Annotated in this window: 10 protein-coding genes; 5 read left to right on the top strand and 5 right to left on the bottom strand. The window is 68.5% G+C overall.

Features of this window, described 5'->3' with window-relative positions:
• Nucleotides 1–35 precede the first annotated feature (35 nt).
• On the bottom strand, nucleotides 36–1,610 hold the full coding sequence (ffh, locus tag G6N77_RS06160; RefSeq protein WP_165181144.1) for a signal recognition particle protein: 1,575 nt from the start codon (nucleotides 1,608–1,610) through the stop codon (nucleotides 36–38).
• Nucleotides 1,611–2,040: 430 nt separating this feature from the next.
• Between ffh and G6N77_RS06155 the strand changes: the two genes are divergently transcribed.
• Nucleotides 2,041–3,441: a glucose-6-phosphate dehydrogenase gene (locus G6N77_RS06155; RefSeq protein ID WP_306987513.1), complete on the top strand. Its 1,401-nt coding sequence runs from the start codon at nucleotides 2,041–2,043 to the stop codon at nucleotides 3,439–3,441.
• A gap of 147 nt (nucleotides 3,442–3,588) precedes the next feature.
• On the opposite strand, the gene G6N77_RS06150 is transcribed toward G6N77_RS06155, so the two are convergent.
• The 3 genes from G6N77_RS06150 to ftsY form a co-directional block, all read right to left on the bottom strand.
• Nucleotides 3,589–3,927 (bottom strand): P-II family nitrogen regulator, encoded by a 339-nt coding sequence (locus G6N77_RS06150; protein ID WP_165181142.1) that lies wholly within the window; start codon nucleotides 3,925–3,927, stop codon nucleotides 3,589–3,591.
• A complete protein-coding gene (locus G6N77_RS06145; RefSeq protein ID WP_165181141.1) occupies nucleotides 3,924–5,279 on the bottom strand; it encodes an ammonium transporter in 1,356 nt (451 codons plus the stop codon). Before G6N77_RS06145 ends, G6N77_RS06150 begins: the two co-directional genes overlap by 4 nt.
• A 203-nt stretch (nucleotides 5,280–5,482) precedes the next feature.
• Entirely contained in the window at nucleotides 5,483–6,691 is a 1,209-nt protein-coding gene (gene ftsY / locus G6N77_RS06140; RefSeq protein WP_165181140.1) for a signal recognition particle-docking protein FtsY, read from the bottom strand.
• A 66-nt stretch (nucleotides 6,692–6,757) separates the two neighbouring features.
• Here ftsY and G6N77_RS06135 point away from each other — a divergent pair, with 66 nt between their 5' ends.
• A complete protein-coding gene (locus tag G6N77_RS06135) occupies nucleotides 6,758–8,062 on the top strand; it encodes an MFS transporter (protein WP_165181139.1) in 1,305 nt (434 codons plus the stop codon).
• A gap of 115 nt (nucleotides 8,063–8,177) precedes the next feature.
• Here the strand turns inward: G6N77_RS06135 and smc are convergent, their stop codons facing one another.
• On the bottom strand, nucleotides 8,178–11,804 hold the full coding sequence (gene smc / locus G6N77_RS06130; protein WP_205678043.1) for a chromosome segregation protein SMC: 3,627 nt from the start codon (nucleotides 11,802–11,804) through the stop codon (nucleotides 8,178–8,180).
• 251 nt (nucleotides 11,805–12,055) lie between these two features.
• Here smc and G6N77_RS06125 point away from each other — a divergent pair, with 251 nt between their 5' ends.
• Genes G6N77_RS06125 through G6N77_RS06115 form a run of 3 tightly spaced genes read left to right on the top strand, consistent with a single transcriptional unit; the run spans nucleotide 12,056 to nucleotide 16,805 of the window.
• Nucleotides 12,056–13,081: a 3-oxoacyl-ACP synthase III gene (locus G6N77_RS06125; RefSeq protein ID WP_165181138.1), complete on the top strand. Its 1,026-nt coding sequence runs from the start codon at nucleotides 12,056–12,058 to the stop codon at nucleotides 13,079–13,081.
• Complete coding sequence (locus G6N77_RS06120; protein WP_306986906.1) at nucleotides 13,075–15,786, top strand: alpha/beta fold hydrolase; 2,712 nt, start codon at nucleotides 13,075–13,077, stop codon at nucleotides 15,784–15,786. Before G6N77_RS06125 ends, G6N77_RS06120 begins: the two co-directional genes overlap by 7 nt.
• Nucleotides 15,786–16,805 (top strand): NAD-dependent epimerase/dehydratase family protein, encoded by a 1,020-nt coding sequence (locus tag G6N77_RS06115; protein WP_165181137.1) that lies wholly within the window; start codon nucleotides 15,786–15,788, stop codon nucleotides 16,803–16,805. Before G6N77_RS06120 ends, G6N77_RS06115 begins: the two co-directional genes overlap by 1 nt.
• The last annotated feature ends 45 nt before the right edge of the window (nucleotides 16,806–16,850 follow it).

The raw sequence follows: 16,850 nt of genomic DNA, 5'->3' as shown, positions 1-16,850 counted from the left end.
AAGTCTGGGTACCTTCAAAAATTCCGGCAGCCCTGCTATTTCCCCAGGAACTTCTCAAAGCCCTTGGGCAGGTTCAAGCTGGCCGGGTCGAAGTCCTCGTTGGCCGCCCCGAACGCAGCGCCCGTGGGAAGGGATTTGGGCGCATTGGCCCTTTCCTCGGCGGCGCGGAGTTCAGCGGCTGCCTTGGCGGGATTTCCGGATCGGGCCTTCTTCTTGGGTGCCTGCTTGCCCTTGCGGGACCCCTTGAAGCCGCCGGGGCCGGCCATGCCCGGCATGCCGGGGATGCCGCCGCCCTGGGCCATCTTCTTCATCATTTTCTGTGCCTGGCCAAAACGCTCCAGCAGGCCGTTGACTTCAGAGACGTGCACACCGGAGCCCTTGGCAATGCGGGCACGGCGGGAGCCGTTGATGATCTTTGGCGCCACGCGCTCGTGCGGGGTCATGGACCGGACAATGGCCTCAACGCGGTCGATCTCGCGCTCGTCAAAGTTTTCCAGCTGCTGGCGGATGTTTGCCGCGCCGGGCATCATCATCAGCATCTTCTTCATGGATCCCATTTTGCGGATCTGCTGCATCTGGGAGAGGAAGTCGTCCAGGGTGAAGTCTTCCTGGTCGGCGAACTTGCGCGCCATGCGCTCGGCTTCGCCCTTGTCCCAGTTCTTTTCCGCCTGCTCAATGAGCGTGAGCACGTCCCCCATGTCCAGGATGCGGCTGGCCATGCGGTCCGGGTGGAACAGCTCAAAGTCGTCCAGCGACTCACCCGTTGAGGCGAACATGACGGGCTTGCCCGTTATGGAGGCAACCGAGAGTGCCGCGCCGCCACGGGCGTCGCCGTCGAGCTTGGAAAGCACCACGCCGGTGAAGTTCACGCCCTCGTTGAAGGCCTGGGCCGTGGTGACGGCGTCCTGGCCGATCATGGCGTCAATGACGAACAGCACTTCGTCCGGGTTGATGGCGGCGCGGATGTCCGCGGCTTGCTTCATCAGCTCGGCGTCGATGCCGAGGCGCCCGGCGGTGTCAACAATGACCACGTCGTGCAGCTTGGACTTGGCCTCGGCCACGCCGGCCCGGGCCACTGCCACGGGATCGCCGGTGGCGGATTCAAATTCGCTGCTGACGCCGGGGTGCGGGGCGAACACGGGCACGCCGGCACGCTCGCCGTTGACCTGCAGCTGCTTGACGGCGTTGGGGCGCTGAAGGTCGGCGGCGACCAGCAGGGGGCTGTGGCCCTGGGCCTTGAGCCACTTGGACAGCTTTCCGGCCAACGTGGTCTTGCCCGCACCCTGGAGGCCAGCCAGCATGATGACGGTGGGCGGGTTCTTCGCCAGGTTGATGCGCCGGGTCTCCCCGCCCAGGATCGCCACCAGCTCCTCGTTGACGATCTTGACGATCTGCTGCGCGGGGTTCAGCGCCTCGTTGACCTCGGCCCCCAGGGCGCGTTCACGGACCTTGGCGGTGAATTCGCGCACCACCGGAACGGCAACGTCGGCGTCCAGCAGGGCGCGGCGGATCTCCCGCACCGTGGCGTCGACGTCGGCCTCGCTGAGCCGGCCCTTGCCGCGCAGGTTCTTGAAGGTTGCTGTCAACCGGTCAGATAGGGAGTTGAACACGCGCCGTGTACTTCTTTCGTCTGAGGAAATGCCATCACCCGCGCGGTTTGGCCAAGGGCGGCCAAACCGCTTGCTGCGGATGCGGCGTTCGAATTGCAGGATGAGAACGGCGGGCAGCCGGTGACGGCCGGCCCGCTCCCTTTCCTGTAGGACTCAACTATCAAGGGTATCAAGAGGCGGGGCCCGTGGGGGACACGGTTTTTCCCTTCCCGGCGGACGGGCGGCCAGCTGCACCCCTTCCGGAAATTTGCCCGCCGCGGCCGCGCCCGCCCTGATATTTTGACCCGGAAGTGACATGCTTGGGTTCGTGACGAAAACCACGCAGATCCCCAAAGTTGCCCCCGCCAAGCCCTCTGCCGCCACCGGCAGCGCCCCGCACGACGCCGGGTCCCCGGCTCACGCGCCCGGCTCGCCATCCGCTTCGGAGCGGATCAAGACCCTGGTCATCCTGGGAGCCTCCGGCGACCTGACGGGCCGGCTGCTGCTGCCCGGCGTCGGGCGCCTCATCGCTTCGGGGCGCGCCCCGGGCATCACGCTGGTGGGTGCCGGCAGTGACAACTGGACGGCCGAACAGTGGCAGGAGCGCCTGGCCGGCAGCTTCGCCGACGCCCTTGCGCCGGGAGGGGATTCCACCCCCGAGGGCATCAAGGCCCTTGAGGCGGTGCAGTCCAACAGCAGCTACCACCAGCTCAATGTCACGGCCAAGGGCGAGTTGGGCGCCTTCCTGGCAACCGTGGAGGGTCCTGTGGCCCTGTACTTTGCACTCCCCCCGGCCATCAGCCAAAAGGCGTGCGAGGTGCTGAAAAAGAAGGAGCTCCCGGCCGGCACCCGGCTGGTCATGGAGAAGCCTTTCGGCTCCAGCGCCGCCTCCGCCCACGCCTTGAACGCCACGCTGGGCAAACTGGTGGCCGAAGACCACATCCACCGCGTGGACCACTTCCTGGGCAAGTCCACGGTGCTGAACATCATGGGGCTGCGGTTCGCCAACCGGCTGCTGGAACCGTTGTGGAACGGTGAGCACATTGAGAAGGTGGAAATTGTCTTTGACGAGGACCTGACCCTGGAAAACCGGGCCCGGTACTATGACCACGCCGGCGCCGGCAAGGACATGATCCAGAGCCACCTGCTGCAGATCATGGCCATCATGGCCATGGAGCCCCCCGCCACGCTGGGGCAGGAGGACGTGCGTTCCAGCATTGCCGCCGTGCTGCGGTGCAGCACCATCGGAAACTCCTACAAGCCGGACTTGGCGGACGCCACCCGACGGGCCCGGTACACGGCCGGGACCATCGGCGAGCGCCAGGTGCCCAACTATGTTGACGAGGAAGGTGTGGACCCGGCCAACGACACCGAGACCCTGGCCGAGGTGGAGGTCTACGTCAACAACTGGCGCTGGGCGGGAGTGCCGTTCATCCTGCGTTCCGGCAAGGCACTGGGCCGTGGCCGCAAGGAGGCCGTGGTGACGTACAAGCCGGTGCCGCACCTGCCTGCCGGCTTCACCGGTGTTGACTCCCCCACGCGCCTGCACATCGGCTTCGGCCCCGAGACTCTTACCCTTGACCTGGACGTCAACGGGCCGGGCGACCTCTTCACCCTTGACCGCGTGCAACTGGAAACCGCGTTGGCCAGCGACCCGCTCCTGCCTTACGGCGAAGTGCTCGAGGGTGTGCTCAGCGGGGACCCGCTGCTGTCTGTCCGCGGCGACACGGCCGAGGACTGCTGGCGGATTGTGGAGCCGGCGTTTGCCGCCTGGAAGGCCGGATCCGTGCCCATGGAGGAATACGCGGCCGGCTCCAACGGCCCGTCCGGCTGGGCCACGAGCAACGACTGACACCTGCGAGGGGTGAGACAACCGACGTGGTTATCTCAAACCTCGACGGGGCCGGCACCCAGTCACGACGACGCCGGCACCCGGGTGGGATTCACTACCCACCCGGGTGCCGGCGTCGTTCTTGGAAAAGCGGTCCGGGGAAACGATTTAGATCGCGGCGACGCCGCGTTCGCCGGTGCGGACGCGGACTGCCTCGTACACTTCCACCATCCACACCTTGCCGTCGCCGGCGTTGCCTGTGTTGGAGGTGGCCACGATGATGTCCATGAGGTCCCAGGCGCGTTCGTCGGAGGTGAGGACCTCGATGCGGACCTTGGCGTGGAGGTCCACGGTGTACTCGGCACCCCGGTAGATTTCCGTGTGGCCGCGCTGGCGCCCGTAGCCGTGGGCGCTGCTGACGGTCAGGCCCTGCACGCCGTAGCCTTCCAGGCCGCCGCGGACGTCGTCGAGCTGTTCGGGGCGGATGATGGCGGTGATGAGTTTCATGCGTCAACCTTGGATTCGGTGCGGGCGGGGGTTTCGTGCTGCCAGGCGGGGTTTTCCTCCAGCGGGTGGAAGCTGCCGGAGACGCGGCCGCCGAAGTCGTAGGCGGATTCGGCGTGGACGGAAATGTCGATGCCTGCGGACTCGTGGGCAGAGGAAATACGGAAGCCCATGGTCTTGTTGATGATCCAGCCGATGACGTAGGCCACGATGAAGGAGTACAGCATCACGGCGAAGGCACCGACGGCCTGCTTGCCGAGCAGTTCCAGGCCGCCCCCGTAGAACAGCCCCTGGCCGGCAGCCGGGGAGTTGGGGTCCGCGGCCAGGCCGATGAAGAGGGTGCCGATGATGCCGCCCACCAGGTGGACGCCCACCACGTCGAGCGAGTCGTCGAAGCCGAGGCGGAACTTCAGGCCCACAGCCATGGCGCACACCACGCCGGCCAGCAGTCCCAGGGCCATGGCCCACATGGGGGTGATGGCGGAGCACGCGGGGGTGATGGCGACAAGCCCGGCGACGGCGCCTGAGGCGGCACCGAGCGAGGTGGCGTGGCCGTCGCGGAGCCGTTCCACCAGGAGCCAGCCGAGGGTGGCGGCACACGGTGCGGCGAGCGTGTTGATCCAGGCATACCCGGCCACGCCGTTGGCGCCCAGGGCGGAGCCGGCGTTGAAGCCGAACCAGCCGAACCAGAGCAGGCCGGCGCCGAGCATCACGAACGGCATGTTGTGGGGGCGGTGGCTCGGGTCCTTGCCGAAGCCCTTGCGCTTGCCCAGGATCAGGCACAGTGCCAGGGCCGCCGCGCCGGCGTTGATGTGGACGGCCGTGCCGCCGGCAAAGTCGATGACGCCCAGGCCCTGGCCCAGCCAGCCGCCGGTGTTGTTGCCGTTGGCGTCCTTGTTGAAGTCAAAGACCCAGTGCGCCACCGGGAAGTAGACCACGGTGACCCAGATGGCCGCGAACACCATCCACGCGCCGAACTTGGCCCGGTCCGCGATGGCGCCGCTGATGAGGGCGACGGTGATGATGGCGAAAACGGCCTGGAATCCCACGAAGGCAATTTCCGGGATGGTGCCCACCAGCGGCATGGTCTTGCCGGTGTCCAGGACCCCTTGCAGGCCCAGCTTGGCCAGCGGGTTGCCGAGCAGCCCGCCGCCAACGTCCTTGCCGAAGGCTGCCGAGTAGCCAAACAGCACCCAGAGGACGCCGACGACGGCAATGGCCCCGAAACTCATCATCATCATGTTCAGCACGCCCTTGGCCCGGGTCATGCCGCCGTAAAAGAATGCCAGGCCCGGTGTCATCAGCAGCACTAGTGCTGCCGAAACCAGGACCCACGCTGTGTCGCCAGTATTCATGGCTCTGCCGGCCTTTCGTTGCAAGTGAGGTTTTTGCGGTGCCGCGTCGTCGGGGCTGGTGCAAGGAGGACACTTACAACTGTGCCGCCGGAGTGTTTCGGCATGGGGCGGCAATAATTTCGTTTAAGTTACAAAAGGCGGCAACAGGTTAAATCCTGTCGCCGCCTTTGTTTCCGGCATGTTACGGGCCGGGCCGCACACCGCTAGGACAGCAGCGCGTCCACGAAGTTTTCCGCGTCAAAGGGCGCCAGGTCGTCGGCACCCTCGCCGAGGCCGATGAGCTTGACCGGCACGCCCAGCGTTTTCTGGATGGCCACGACAATGCCACCCTTCGCCGTGCCGTCCAGCTTGGTCAGGACGATGCCGGTGATGTTCACGACGTCGGAAAACACTTTCGCCTGGCTCAGCCCGTTCTGCCCCGTGGTGGCATCAAGCACCAGCAACACCTCATCCACGGTGGCCTGCTTTTCAATGACGCGCTTGACCTTGCCGAGCTCGTCCATCAGGCCCACCTTGTTTTGAAGGCGCCCGGCGGTGTCCACCATGACCACGTCCACCTCCTGCTCAATCCCGGCCTTCACCGCTTCAAAGGCGATGGAGGCAGGGTCCGCACCATCGACGTCGGACTTCACCGTGGGCACGCCCACACGGGCACCCCAGGTGGCCAGCTGCTCGGCGGCCGCGGCGCGGAAAGTGTCCGCCGCGCCCAGCAGCACGTCCTTGTCCTCGGCCACCAGTACGCGGGCCAGCTTGCCCACCGTGGTGGTCTTGCCGACGCCGTTGACGCCAACCACCATGAGCACCGCGGGGCGACCGTCATGGCGGCCAATGTTCAGGCTGCGGTCCATGGTGGGGTCCACGAGCTTGATGAGTTCCTCGCGGAGCATCGCCTGGACGTGCTCCGGGCTGCGCACGCCCAAAACCTTCACGCGCTCGCGCAGGGTGTCCACCAGGTCCATGGTGGAGTCGGTGCCTATGTCCGCCAGCAGCAGCGTTTCCTCGACCTCTTCCCACACGCTTTCATCAATCGTGTCGCGGGACAGCAGCGCCAGCAGCCCCTTGCCCAGGGCGTTGTTCGACTTCGACAGGCGCGCGCGCAGCCGCACCAGCCGGCCCTCCACGGGCAGCGGCTTTTCCAGGGCCGGGGCGGCCGGGGCGGCCGGTTCGGCCGTGTCCACGCCCTGCGCTTCCAGGCCGGACGTTTCCATGCCCGACGGCGGCGCCTGGGCGCCCGGGCGGTCCTCCAGCAGGGTGCCGGTTCCGGCCGAATCGACGGGGGCGGGGTCGTTGGCGTCGCGCGGCCCCGTGTAGTTTTGGGTGTTCTTCCGGGCCTTCAAGAAGACAGGGATGAGGCCGCCGACGACGGCCAGCCCAATGACGATGTACAGGATGATGGCAAGAGTCTGGTTCACCGTCCAAGTCTCTCACGGGGGCGCGGGCGGCCACGGCCCGGTCCCGGTTGTGAAACACTCAATCTGATGTCCACCAATGCCGCCGCCCCAGTCCCACCACCAACAGCCGCCCGCACTGTCACGCTGCCGCGCGAAATCAAGGTCCTGGTGGCCGCCGCCTTCCTGATCGCCATCGGCTTTGGCATTGTGGCGCCCGTGCTGCCGCAATTTGCCCAAAGCTTCCACGTGAGCGTGGGCGCCGCGGCCATTGTGGTCAGCGCCTTTGCCTTCACCCGCCTCGTCTTCGCCCCGCTCAGCGGTGTCCTTGTGGAGCGGCTGGGCGAACGGCGGACCTACATCCTGGGCATCCTGATTGTCGCGGCGTCCTCCGCGGCGTGCGCCTTCGCCCAGAATTATTGGCAATTGCTGATATACCGCGGGCTGGGCGGCATCGGCTCCACCATGTTCACCGTCTCAGCCATGGGATTGCTGATCCGGCTGGCCCCACCGTCCGCGCGAGGCCGTGTTTCCAGCCTGTATTCGGGCTCGTTCCTGCTGGGCAACATCGCCGGACCCGCCATTGGCGGGCTCCTGGCTGGCTTCGGCCTGCAGCTGCCGTTCCTGGTGTACGCGGGTGCGCTGGTCCTGGTGGCCCTGCTGGTCGCCACCATGCTGCCCGCCGTGAAAAGCGCCGCCGTCGCGGTCCCGGCCGCGGTGCAAGCCGGCGGTCCCGCGGGAGGCGGGGGACCGGCGTCGGACGCGCCCGGCGCTTCGGGGAAAGGCACGACGGCGGCGTCGCGGGAGCCGCTCCCCCTGCGTGCGGCGCTGCGCATTCCCGCATACCGCGCCGTACTGGTCTCGAGCTTCGCCAACGGGTGGTCGGCTTTTGGCATTCGCATGGCGCTGGTGCCGCTGTTTGCCACCGCAGCCCTGGGTGCCGGCCCCGAGGTGGCGGGCATTTCCCTGGCCGTGTTTGCCATCGGCACTGGCGTGGCCCTGCTGTTTTCCGGCAGGCTTGCCGACACCTGGGGCCGCAAGCCGATGGTCCTGCTGGGCCTGGCCGTCAACGGCATCGGGATGGGCGTCCTCGGGTTCACGGGCAACGAGTTTTGGTTCTTTGTGGTCTCAGCCATTGCCGGGCTGGGCAGCGGCCTCATGGGACCGGCGCAGCAGGCCATCGTGGCGGACGTCATTGGCAACGAACGATCCGGCGGCAAGGTGCTCGCCACGTTTCAAATGAGTTCGGACCTGGGCGCCATCATCGGCCCCATTGCGGCCGGGTACCTCGTTGACCTGTTTTCCTTCGGCCTGGCGTTTTCCATGGCCACCGCCGTGGCGCTGCTCGCCGCGGTGTTCTGGCTCTCCGCCCGGGACACCAAGTTCCAGCCCTGACCGCGCCGTCAAAAAAGTGATGGAGCGTCGGGGAAAAACCCGCAGAAGGTGATAGAGGGTCCGGGAAAAGCCCGCGAAAAGTGATGGAGCGTCGGGGCGGGGCGGACTGCCGGGATCAGGTGGGGGCGGTTGCGCGGTCGATCCGCTGGCTGATGACGGTGGAAACGCCGTCGCCCCTCATGGACACGCCATATAGGGCGTCGGCCACCTCCATGGTGCGCTTTTGGTGCGTGATGATGATCAGCTGGCTGGATTCGCGCAGTTCCTCAAAGATGGTGATGAGTCGGCCCAGGTTCGTGTCGTCCAGCGCCGCCTCCACCTCATCCATGACGTAGAAGGGCGAGGGCCGGGCCTTGAAGATGGCCACAAGCAGCGCCACGGCCGTCAGCGAGCGCTCCCCGCCGGACAGCAGCGAGAGGCGCTTGATCTTCTTGCCCGCCGGGCGGGCCTCCACCTCGATGCCCGTGGTCAGCATGTCGTCGGGGTCGGTGAGGACCAGGCGCCCCTCCCCTCCCGGGAACAACCGGCCGAACACGCGCTCAAACTGCACGGCCGTGTCCGCGTAGGCGGAGGTGAAGACCTCCTCGACCCGCTGGTCCACTTCCTTGATGATGTCCATGAGGTCCTTGCGGCTGGATTTCAGGTCCTCCAGCTGGGTTGAGAGGAACTGGTGGCGTTCCTCCAGGGCTGCAAATTCCTCCAGGGCCAGCGGGTTGACTTTGCCCAGGGCTGCCAGGTCGCGTTCGGCCCTCTTGAGCCTTTTCTCCTGCTCCTCGCGCACAAACGGGGTGCCCTCAGGGACTTCCGCCCCTGTTTCGTCCACTTCAACCCGCAGCGCAGCCCACTTGTCGGCGCCCGCCCCGGGGCTGGGCGGGACCAGCGTCTCCGGGCCGTATTCGTTGATGAGGTGGTCAACGCTGAGCCCCAGCTCCTCGATGGACTTGTTTTCCAGCTGTTCAATGCGGAGCCGCTGCGCCTCGCGCGCCAATTCGTCCCGGTGGACGGAGTCCGTCAGCCGGGCCAGCTCCACTTCCAGTTCCATCGTTGCCGAGCGCACTGCCATGAGCTCCACCTCGCGCTGCGCGCGCAGTTCCTCCGCCGCGTCCCGCTCCTGCTCGCCTTGCTCGATCGACGCCGCAACATGCTGCAGGACCTGCCCCACGGCGGCCGCCACCGCCTCCGCCTTCCCCGCCTGGCGGCGGCGCTGCAACGCCCGCCTGGCGGCCTGTTCGCGGGCCGTGCGTTCGGTGGCGGCAGCCCGTTCCAGCGCCGCGGCCCGGTTCCGCACCGCGTTCATCTGCTCTTCGGTGCTGCGCAGCGCCAGCCGCGACTCCATCTCGACGGCACGCGCGGCCGTGGCCTGCGCAGCCAGAGCGTCCCGTTCCTCCATGGACGGGTCCGCGCCGGTTGGCTCTTCCTGGGCGCGGGCCAGCCGGGCTGCCACTTCCTCCAGGGCCTGCTGTTCCTTCGCCAGGTTGGCCGTGGCCAGCCCCAACGCCTGGGCATGCCGTTCCGACTCCCCCGTTGCGGATCGCAGGGTGGCGCCAAGTGTTCCCAGCCGTTCCGCCACCGCCGCGATCCTGGCGTCGGAATCGTGCAGCGCCGCCAGGCTGGCCTCCTCTGCGTCTGCGGCGGCCTGGCGGCGCGCAGCGGCTGCGGCCAGGGCAAAGCGGGCCCGCTCCCCGTCAGCCACCGCAGCCCGCAGCTTCGCATCCGTTTCATCCACGGCTGCCTGCAGTTCCAGCAGCGACGGCGCCGTGGCCGAACCGCCCCGCACGGAGAACGCGTTCAGGACATCCCCGCCGGCGGTAACGGCCGTCAAGTGCGGGTAGCCGTCCAGGAGCTGCACCGCAACGGACAGGTCGGGCACCAGCACCACCCCGTCCAGCAGGGCGTCCAGCACGGCACCGATTTCCGCCGGCCCCGTGACCTGTGCACGCCCTGCCGCGACGCCATCCACCGCCGCCACCGCACTCTCGACGAGGGTTGCCCGCGCAGAGGGTGGTCCATTCTCAGACCCGGCCGGCGCGGCCGACGCAACGACCAGTGTGACGCGGCCGCCGTCGTCCGCCTTGATGCGCTCCAGCGCGGCCACTGCGGCGGCCGAATCGGCCACAGCCACTCCCCCTGCGGCCGCGCCCAGGGCGGCGGCAATGGCCGTTTCATGCCCGGGCGCCACCGTGAGCAGTTCCGCCACGGCACCCAGAACGCCGGGCAGGCCAGCCGACAGCACGTGCGAGGACGCATCCTTGCGCAGCAGCCCCACCGCCAGGGCCTCGCGGCGGGCGGCAAGGGAGTCACGTTCCCTGTCGGCTGCCAGCTGGGCCGCCGTCAAGCCCTCCATGAGGGTGTCGATGTCCGCCAGGGCCCGGGCGGCTTCCTCATAGTCGGCGTCGAGGCGCTCCTCGCCCTCCTCGACGCCGGCCACCTGGGATTCCAGCGCCGCGAACTCGCGGGCTGCGGCCGCATGCCGCTGCTCGCCGGCGTCGCGGCCCTGGTGCAGCCGCCCGATCTCGGCCTCCGCGGCCTCCACCCGCGACCTGGCCGAGGCAACCTTGCCTGCCAGCCGCGCCAGCCCTTCCCGGCGGTCGGCCGTGGCCCGGAGCACGTCGCGGACCCTCTGCTCCTCGGCCCGGACGGAGGCTTCCACGTCGTCCTTGATTTCCATGGCCGCCTCCAGTGCGATCCGCCGTTCCTCCAATTCGAGGTCCAGCTCCGCCTCTTCCCCGCGCAAGCGGGCGGCCTGCTCCGCCAGCCTGTCCGGGTCCCTGCTGGGATCCGCGGGGGCTTCGGCTGCTCCCAGGTGGCGCTGGCGCTCGGCGGCCAGCAGGCCCAGGGACTTGAACTTTTCCTGCGTTGCCGAAAGCTGGTACCAGGTGTCCCGTGCCGCGGTGAGGACGGGGGCCGCGGCGGCGGACAGCTGTTCCAGCTCGGCCTGCCGGCTGCGGCCCTCCTGAAGTCCCTGCTCCGCCAAGGCACGGCGGGACTTGAGGGCCAGTTCGTCCGCCACGTCCTTTTCGACGGCGGTGCGCAGCGTGACCAGGCTGTCGGCCAGCAGGCGGGCCTTGGCATCGCGGACGTCAAACTGCACGGCCTGGGCCCGGCGCGCCACGGCCGCCTGCTTGCCCAGGGGCGTGAGCTGGCGGCGGATTTCACCCGTCAGGTCGCTGAGCCTGGCCAGGTTGGCTGACATGGCGTCGAGCTTGCGCAGGGTTTTTTCCTTGCGGCGGCGGTGCTTGAGGATGCCGGCAGCCTCCTCAATGAAGCCCCTACGGTCCTCGGGCGTGGCATGGAGCACCTTGTCCAGCTGGCCCTGGCCAACAATGACGTGCATTTCCTTGCCCAGGCCGGAGTCGGAGAGCAGTTCCTGGATGTCCAGCAACCGGCAGCCCGTGCCGTTGATGGCGTATTCCGAGCCGCCTGTGCGAAACAGTGTCCGGGAAATGGTGACTTCGGTGTAGTCGATGGGCAGGGCGCCGTCGGTGTTGTCAATGGTCAGCGCCACGTGCGCCCGGCCCAGCGGGGGACGCCCGGACGTGCCGGCAAAAATGACGTCTTCCATTTTTCCCCCGCGCAGGGTCTTGGCGCCCTGCTCCCCCATGACCCAGGCCAGCGCATCAACCACGTTCGACTTGCCGGAGCCGTTGGGGCCAACCACGGCCGTCACTCCCGGTTCAAAGTCAAAGGTGGTGGCCGATGCGAACGACTTGAAGCCTCGCACGGACAGACTTTTTAGATGCAAACTGTTTTATACTCCTGCGCAGGGGCGTTATTTCCGTTGTTAATCTACCGCGAATTCCATGTTTGGCAGGGTAGCCGCCCGCATGTATGCGCCGGGGCGCATGTGCGATAACCTCCCTGGAAGGTGCATAGTTAAGGCTGAGGCTTAATGTCGGGACAGGGACAGCGCACCTTTGTCACTTTTGTCCCGGCGAATATTAACCGGTTGGTTTCGGCCGGGCACCACAAAATACACAAGACAAAGGCTGGAATTTGATCGGCAACGCGACTTTTCGTCACCACAACACTGCCTTACTTGCCGTCACCAGCGTGGAGGCGCCCGTGGTGGTCAGTTCCTCCGACTTTGATGAGCGCCTGGCCCCGAGCCTGAAGCGGTTGCGGCTGTCCAAGCGGTTGCTGGAACGTGTTGCAGGAGTGAAGGAACGCCGCTGGTGGGCGCCCGGAACCGCGTTTGACGACGCCGCCATTGAGGCCGGCGCGAAGGCCCTGGCCGAGGCCGGAATTGAGGCAGGGCAGATCGGCCTGCTCATCAACACCTCGGTGACACGGCGCAACCTGGAGCCCTCCGTTGCCGTCAAGATCCACAACGGGCTGGGACTGCCCTCCTCCGCCATGAACTTTGACCTGGCCAACGCCTGCCTCGGGTTTGTCAACGGCATGACCCTGGCCGCGAACATGATTGATTCCGGCCAAATCAAGTACGCACTCATTGTGGCCGGCGAGGACGCCCAGGCCACCCAGGAAACCACCTTCCGCCGGCTGAACGCGGAAACGTCCACCCGGGAGGACTACCTGCGGGAGTTCGCCACCCTGACGCTGGGCTCCGGCGCGGCCGCCGCCGTCATCGGCCCGGCCAGCGACCACCCCGGCGCGCACCGCATCCTGGGCGGGGTTTCCCGCGCCGGCACCTCCCACCATGAGCTGTGCGTGGGGGGCCCCGACGGCATGTTCACCGACACCAAGGGCCTGCTGGACAACGGGCTGGAGCTGGTCACGAACGCCTGGGACGAGGCCCACACGGATGGTTGGGACTGGCGCAAGATGGACCGCTATGTCACCCACCAGGTGTCCAATTCCTACACCAACGCCATCATCAAGGCCGTGGACCTGGTCCGCAGCAAGGTGCCCGTGACCTTCCCGAAATGGGGCAATGTGGGCCCGGCTTCGCTGCCCATGACGCTGGCGCAGGAGGCGCAGACGCTCTCCGCCGGCGACCGCGTGCTCTGCATGGGCGTGGGTTCCGGACTCAACACGACCATGATGGAAATTGCGTGGTAACTGCCGCTTTGCCCCCGCAGGACCCTTCCCGCCACCCCGATCCCTGGCCCGGCGTGTGCGCCTCCTGGCGCCGGACGCTGTCCGTGCCGTCAACGTCGGCGGCGGACGCCCCCGGAACACGCCGCGAGTGGCACTTTCTGGACAACCGGGACGACGTCGACGCCACCGGCCTGGCGCCCGCCGGGACCCTGCTGTGCGTGCATGGCAACCCAACGTGGTCATACCTGTGGCGCAGCCTGCTGGCCGCGGCCACTTCCCAGGAAACCCTGGCCGACGGCGGACCGTGGCGTGTCATTGCCGTGGACCAGCTGGACATGGGCTTCTCCGAGCGCACCGGCACCTTCCGCCGCCTCGCGGACCGCATCAACGACCTCTCCGACCTGACCGCAGCCCTGAAACTGGACGGCCCGGTGGTCACCGTTGGGCACGACTGGGGCGGCATCATCTCCCTCGGCTGGGCCGTGCGGCACCGCGAACAGCTGGCCGCCGTGGTCCTCACCAACACGGCCGTGCACCCTGCGGGATTCACCCTGCCCCCTGCCCTGAAGCTGGCCCTGCACCCGGCCGTGCACCCCTGGGGCACCAAGGCCACCGCGGCGTTCCTGAAGGTGACCCACGCCCTGGCGCAGCCGGCACTGGCGCCCTCCGTGCGGGACGCGTTCATGGCCCCGTACCGCACTGCGGTGCGGCGCGCCGGGGTGGGCAACTTCGTGGCCGACATTCCGGCAACCCCCGCCCACCCTTCGTGGGCCGCGCTCGAAGAGGTGTCCTCCGGCATTCGCACCCTTGGCGTGCCGGCGTTCATGATGTGGGGGCCGAAGGATCCCGTGTTCTCCGACCGCTACCTGCGGGACCTCCTGACACGACTGCCGCAGGCCGATGTGCACCGCTTTGAGGGTGCCGGCCACCTGGTCCAGGAGGACCGGGACATCGCCGGACCCACCTTTGCCTGGCTGGCCAAACAGGTCGACGCCAGTCACCGCGCCCAGGGTGGCAGTGCTGCGCAGGGTGGCAGTGCCGCCCAGCCGAAGCCAGAATCCGCGCCTGCCTTCCGTCCCATGCTGGCCGAAGTCGACGCACGGCGTGAAGATTCCTCCACCGCCATTGTGGACATGCTGGCGGGCGGGGCCGCTCGCAGCCTCACCTGGGCGGAACTTGCCCGAGACATTGACGACCTGACCGCCGGGCTGGCGGATCTCGGCGTCAAGCCGGGTGACCGTGTCAGCCTGCTGGTGCCGCCGGGGATCACCCTCACCACGCTCATCTACGCCTGCCTGAGATTGGGTGCCGTGATCGTGGTGGCCGATGCGGGCCTGGGCACGAAGGGACTGGGGCGGGCCATCAAGGGCGCCGGTCCCGCCTATCTGGTGGGTGTCGGCCGGGCGCTGGCTGGTGCCCGGATCTACAACTGGCCCGGCGTGAAAATCAGCGCCGGCGACTCCACCCCGGCCGCGGACAGGGCCGGGCGCAGGCTGCTGGGAGTGGCAGCCACCGTTCCGCAGCTCATGGACAAGGGCCGCGTGCTCCGCCTGGCCTGCACGGCCGCCGCACCCGCCGTCCCGGACCCCGACGCCGACGCCGCGGTGCTGTTCACCTCCGGCTCCACCGGGCCGGCCAAGGGCGTGGTCTACACGCACCGGCGGCTGGCCGCCATGCGGGACACGCTGCAGGCCACGTACAAGCTCCGGGCCGGCACGTCGCTCGTGGCCGGCTTCGCCCCGTTTGCCCTGCTGGGCCCGGCCCTCGGGGCCACGTCCGTCACACCCGACATGGACGTCACGGCCCCGCGCACCCTGACGGCCAAGGCGCTGGCGGACGCTGCAGCCGCCATCAACGCCACTGTGGTCTTCGCCTCCCCCGCCGCGCTGGTCAACGTCGTGGCGACCGCGGCGGAACTCCCGCCCGCCCGCAAAACCGCGCTGGCCGGCGTCGAACTTTTCCTTTCCGCGGGGGCGCCCCTGGGCGAACCCCTGCTGGCGCAGGTCCAGGAACTGGCACCCCATGCCTCCCTGCACACCCCGTATGGCATGACCGAGGCACTGCCGGTGACGGACATTGACCTGGCCGGCATCAGGGCGGCGGGGACCGGCGAAGGCGTGTGCGTGGGACTGCCCGTCAGCGGCGCCTCGGTGGCAATTGCGCCAGTGCGCGCGGATGGCACCGGCAGCCTGGCCCCCACCACGGAACCGCACGTGACCGGTGAGATCCTGGTCAGCGCCCCGCACGTGTTGGAACGCTACGACCGCCTCTGGATCACGCAGGAGCACGCAGCCGCCATCCCCGGCTGGCACCGCAGCGGCGATGTGGGCCACCTCGACGCCGAAGGCCGCCTGTGGGTCGAGGGGCGCATGGCCCATGTCCTGACCACGGCCAACGGCGTCCGGACGCCGGTGGCCGGTGAGCTGGCCGCCGAATCGGTGCCCGCGGTGGCGCGCGCCGCCGTCGTCGGTGTTGGCCCGGCCGGGGCCCAGGTGGCTGTGGCGATCGTTGAGACGGCGCCGGCCGCCCGGCGCTCCGGCTTGGCGGACACCGGGCTGTCCCGAGACGTCCGCGCCGCCGTGGCCCTGACCGGGCTGGTGCCGGCCGCCGTTCTGGTCATCGACGCCATGCCCACGGACGTGCGCCACAACTCGAAGATTGACCGGGCAGCCCTGGCGGCCTGGGCGTCGCGCATGCTGGCCGGAGCCAGGCCGGGGCGGCCCTGATGCCGGGCCCGACGGCGGCAGCCGGCACCCCGGGCCCGTCCCGCCGCGTCCTGGTGACAGGCACCAGCGGGCTGCTGGGCCGCGCCGTGGCCCGGCTCCTGCACGCCCGGGGCTGGTCCGTCCGCTCGCTGCAGCGCCGCGCCGTCCACGACCCGTGGGAATCCGTGCAGGGTTCCGTGGCCGATCCTGACGTTGCAGCGCGGGCCGCGGCAGGCGTTGACGCCGTCATCCACCTGGCTGCGAAGGTGTCTTTCACCGGCGAATGGGCGGACTTTGTCTCCACCAATATTGTGGGGACCCGCCAGCTGCTGGCGGCGTCCCGGCATGCGGGAGTGCGGGACTTCGTGTTTGTGTCCTCCCCGTCCGTGGCGCACTTTGGCTCCTCGATCGTGGGTGCGGGCGCGGGAAGCGCCGATCCTGAACGCGCCCGCGGCTTTTACGCCCGGTCGAAAGCTGCCGCCGAGGACCTGGCACTGGCCGAGGACTCCCCGGAGTTTCGGGTGGCGGCCATCCGCCCCCACATCGTCTGGGGGCCCGGCGACACACAGCTGGTGGAGCGCGTGGTGGAGCGCGCCCGCGCCGGCCGCCTGCCCCTGCTCGACGGCGGCCGCGCGCTGATCGACACCACCTATGTGGACAATGCCGCGGAGGCGATTGTGCGCGGGCTGGAGCGCATGGACCACGCCCACGGCCAGGCCCTGGTGGTGACCAACGGCGAGCCGCGTCCGGTGGGCGAGCTCATTGCCGGGATCTGCCGGGCCGCCGGCGTGCCCGAACCCGCCTTTTCCGTGCCGGGCTGGTTGGCCCGCGGCGCCGGCTCGGTCATTGAGAAGGCCTGGCTGGCTGCGGGAACGCGCGGATGGGTCCGCGATGAGCCGCCCATGACGCGCTTTCTGGCCGAACAGCTCTCAACTGCTCACTGGTTCGACCAGCGACACACGCGCGAGGTGCTCGACTGGGCCCCCGCGATCTCCCTGGATGAAGGCCTGGCCCTGCTGGCTCGGCATTACGGCAACTGACGGCGAGCACTGGAGTTGCCTGCATTTCAGGCCCGAACGCTGGAG

The organism is Arthrobacter silviterrae, from assembly GCF_011045165.1.
Taxonomy (GTDB): Bacteria; Actinomycetota; Actinomycetes; order Actinomycetales; family Micrococcaceae; genus Specibacter; species Specibacter silviterrae.
The sequence above is the reverse complement of the archived record's forward strand: the minus strand, read 5'-3'. Positions and strand labels throughout refer to the sequence as shown.

Coding starts and splice junctions, on each gene's coding strand:
- G6N77_RS06145 (WP_165181141.1), bottom strand. CDS start 5,279: ATGAATACTGGCGACACAGCGTGGGTCCTGGTTTCGGCAGCACTAGTG.
- G6N77_RS06115 (WP_165181137.1), top strand. CDS start 15,786: ATGCCGGGCCCGACGGCGGCAGCCGGCACCCCGGGCCCGTCCCGCCGC.
- G6N77_RS06135 (WP_165181139.1), top strand. CDS start 6,758: ATGTCCACCAATGCCGCCGCCCCAGTCCCACCACCAACAGCCGCCCGC.
- G6N77_RS06150 (WP_165181142.1), bottom strand. CDS start 3,927: ATGAAACTCATCACCGCCATCATCCGCCCCGAACAGCTCGACGACGTC.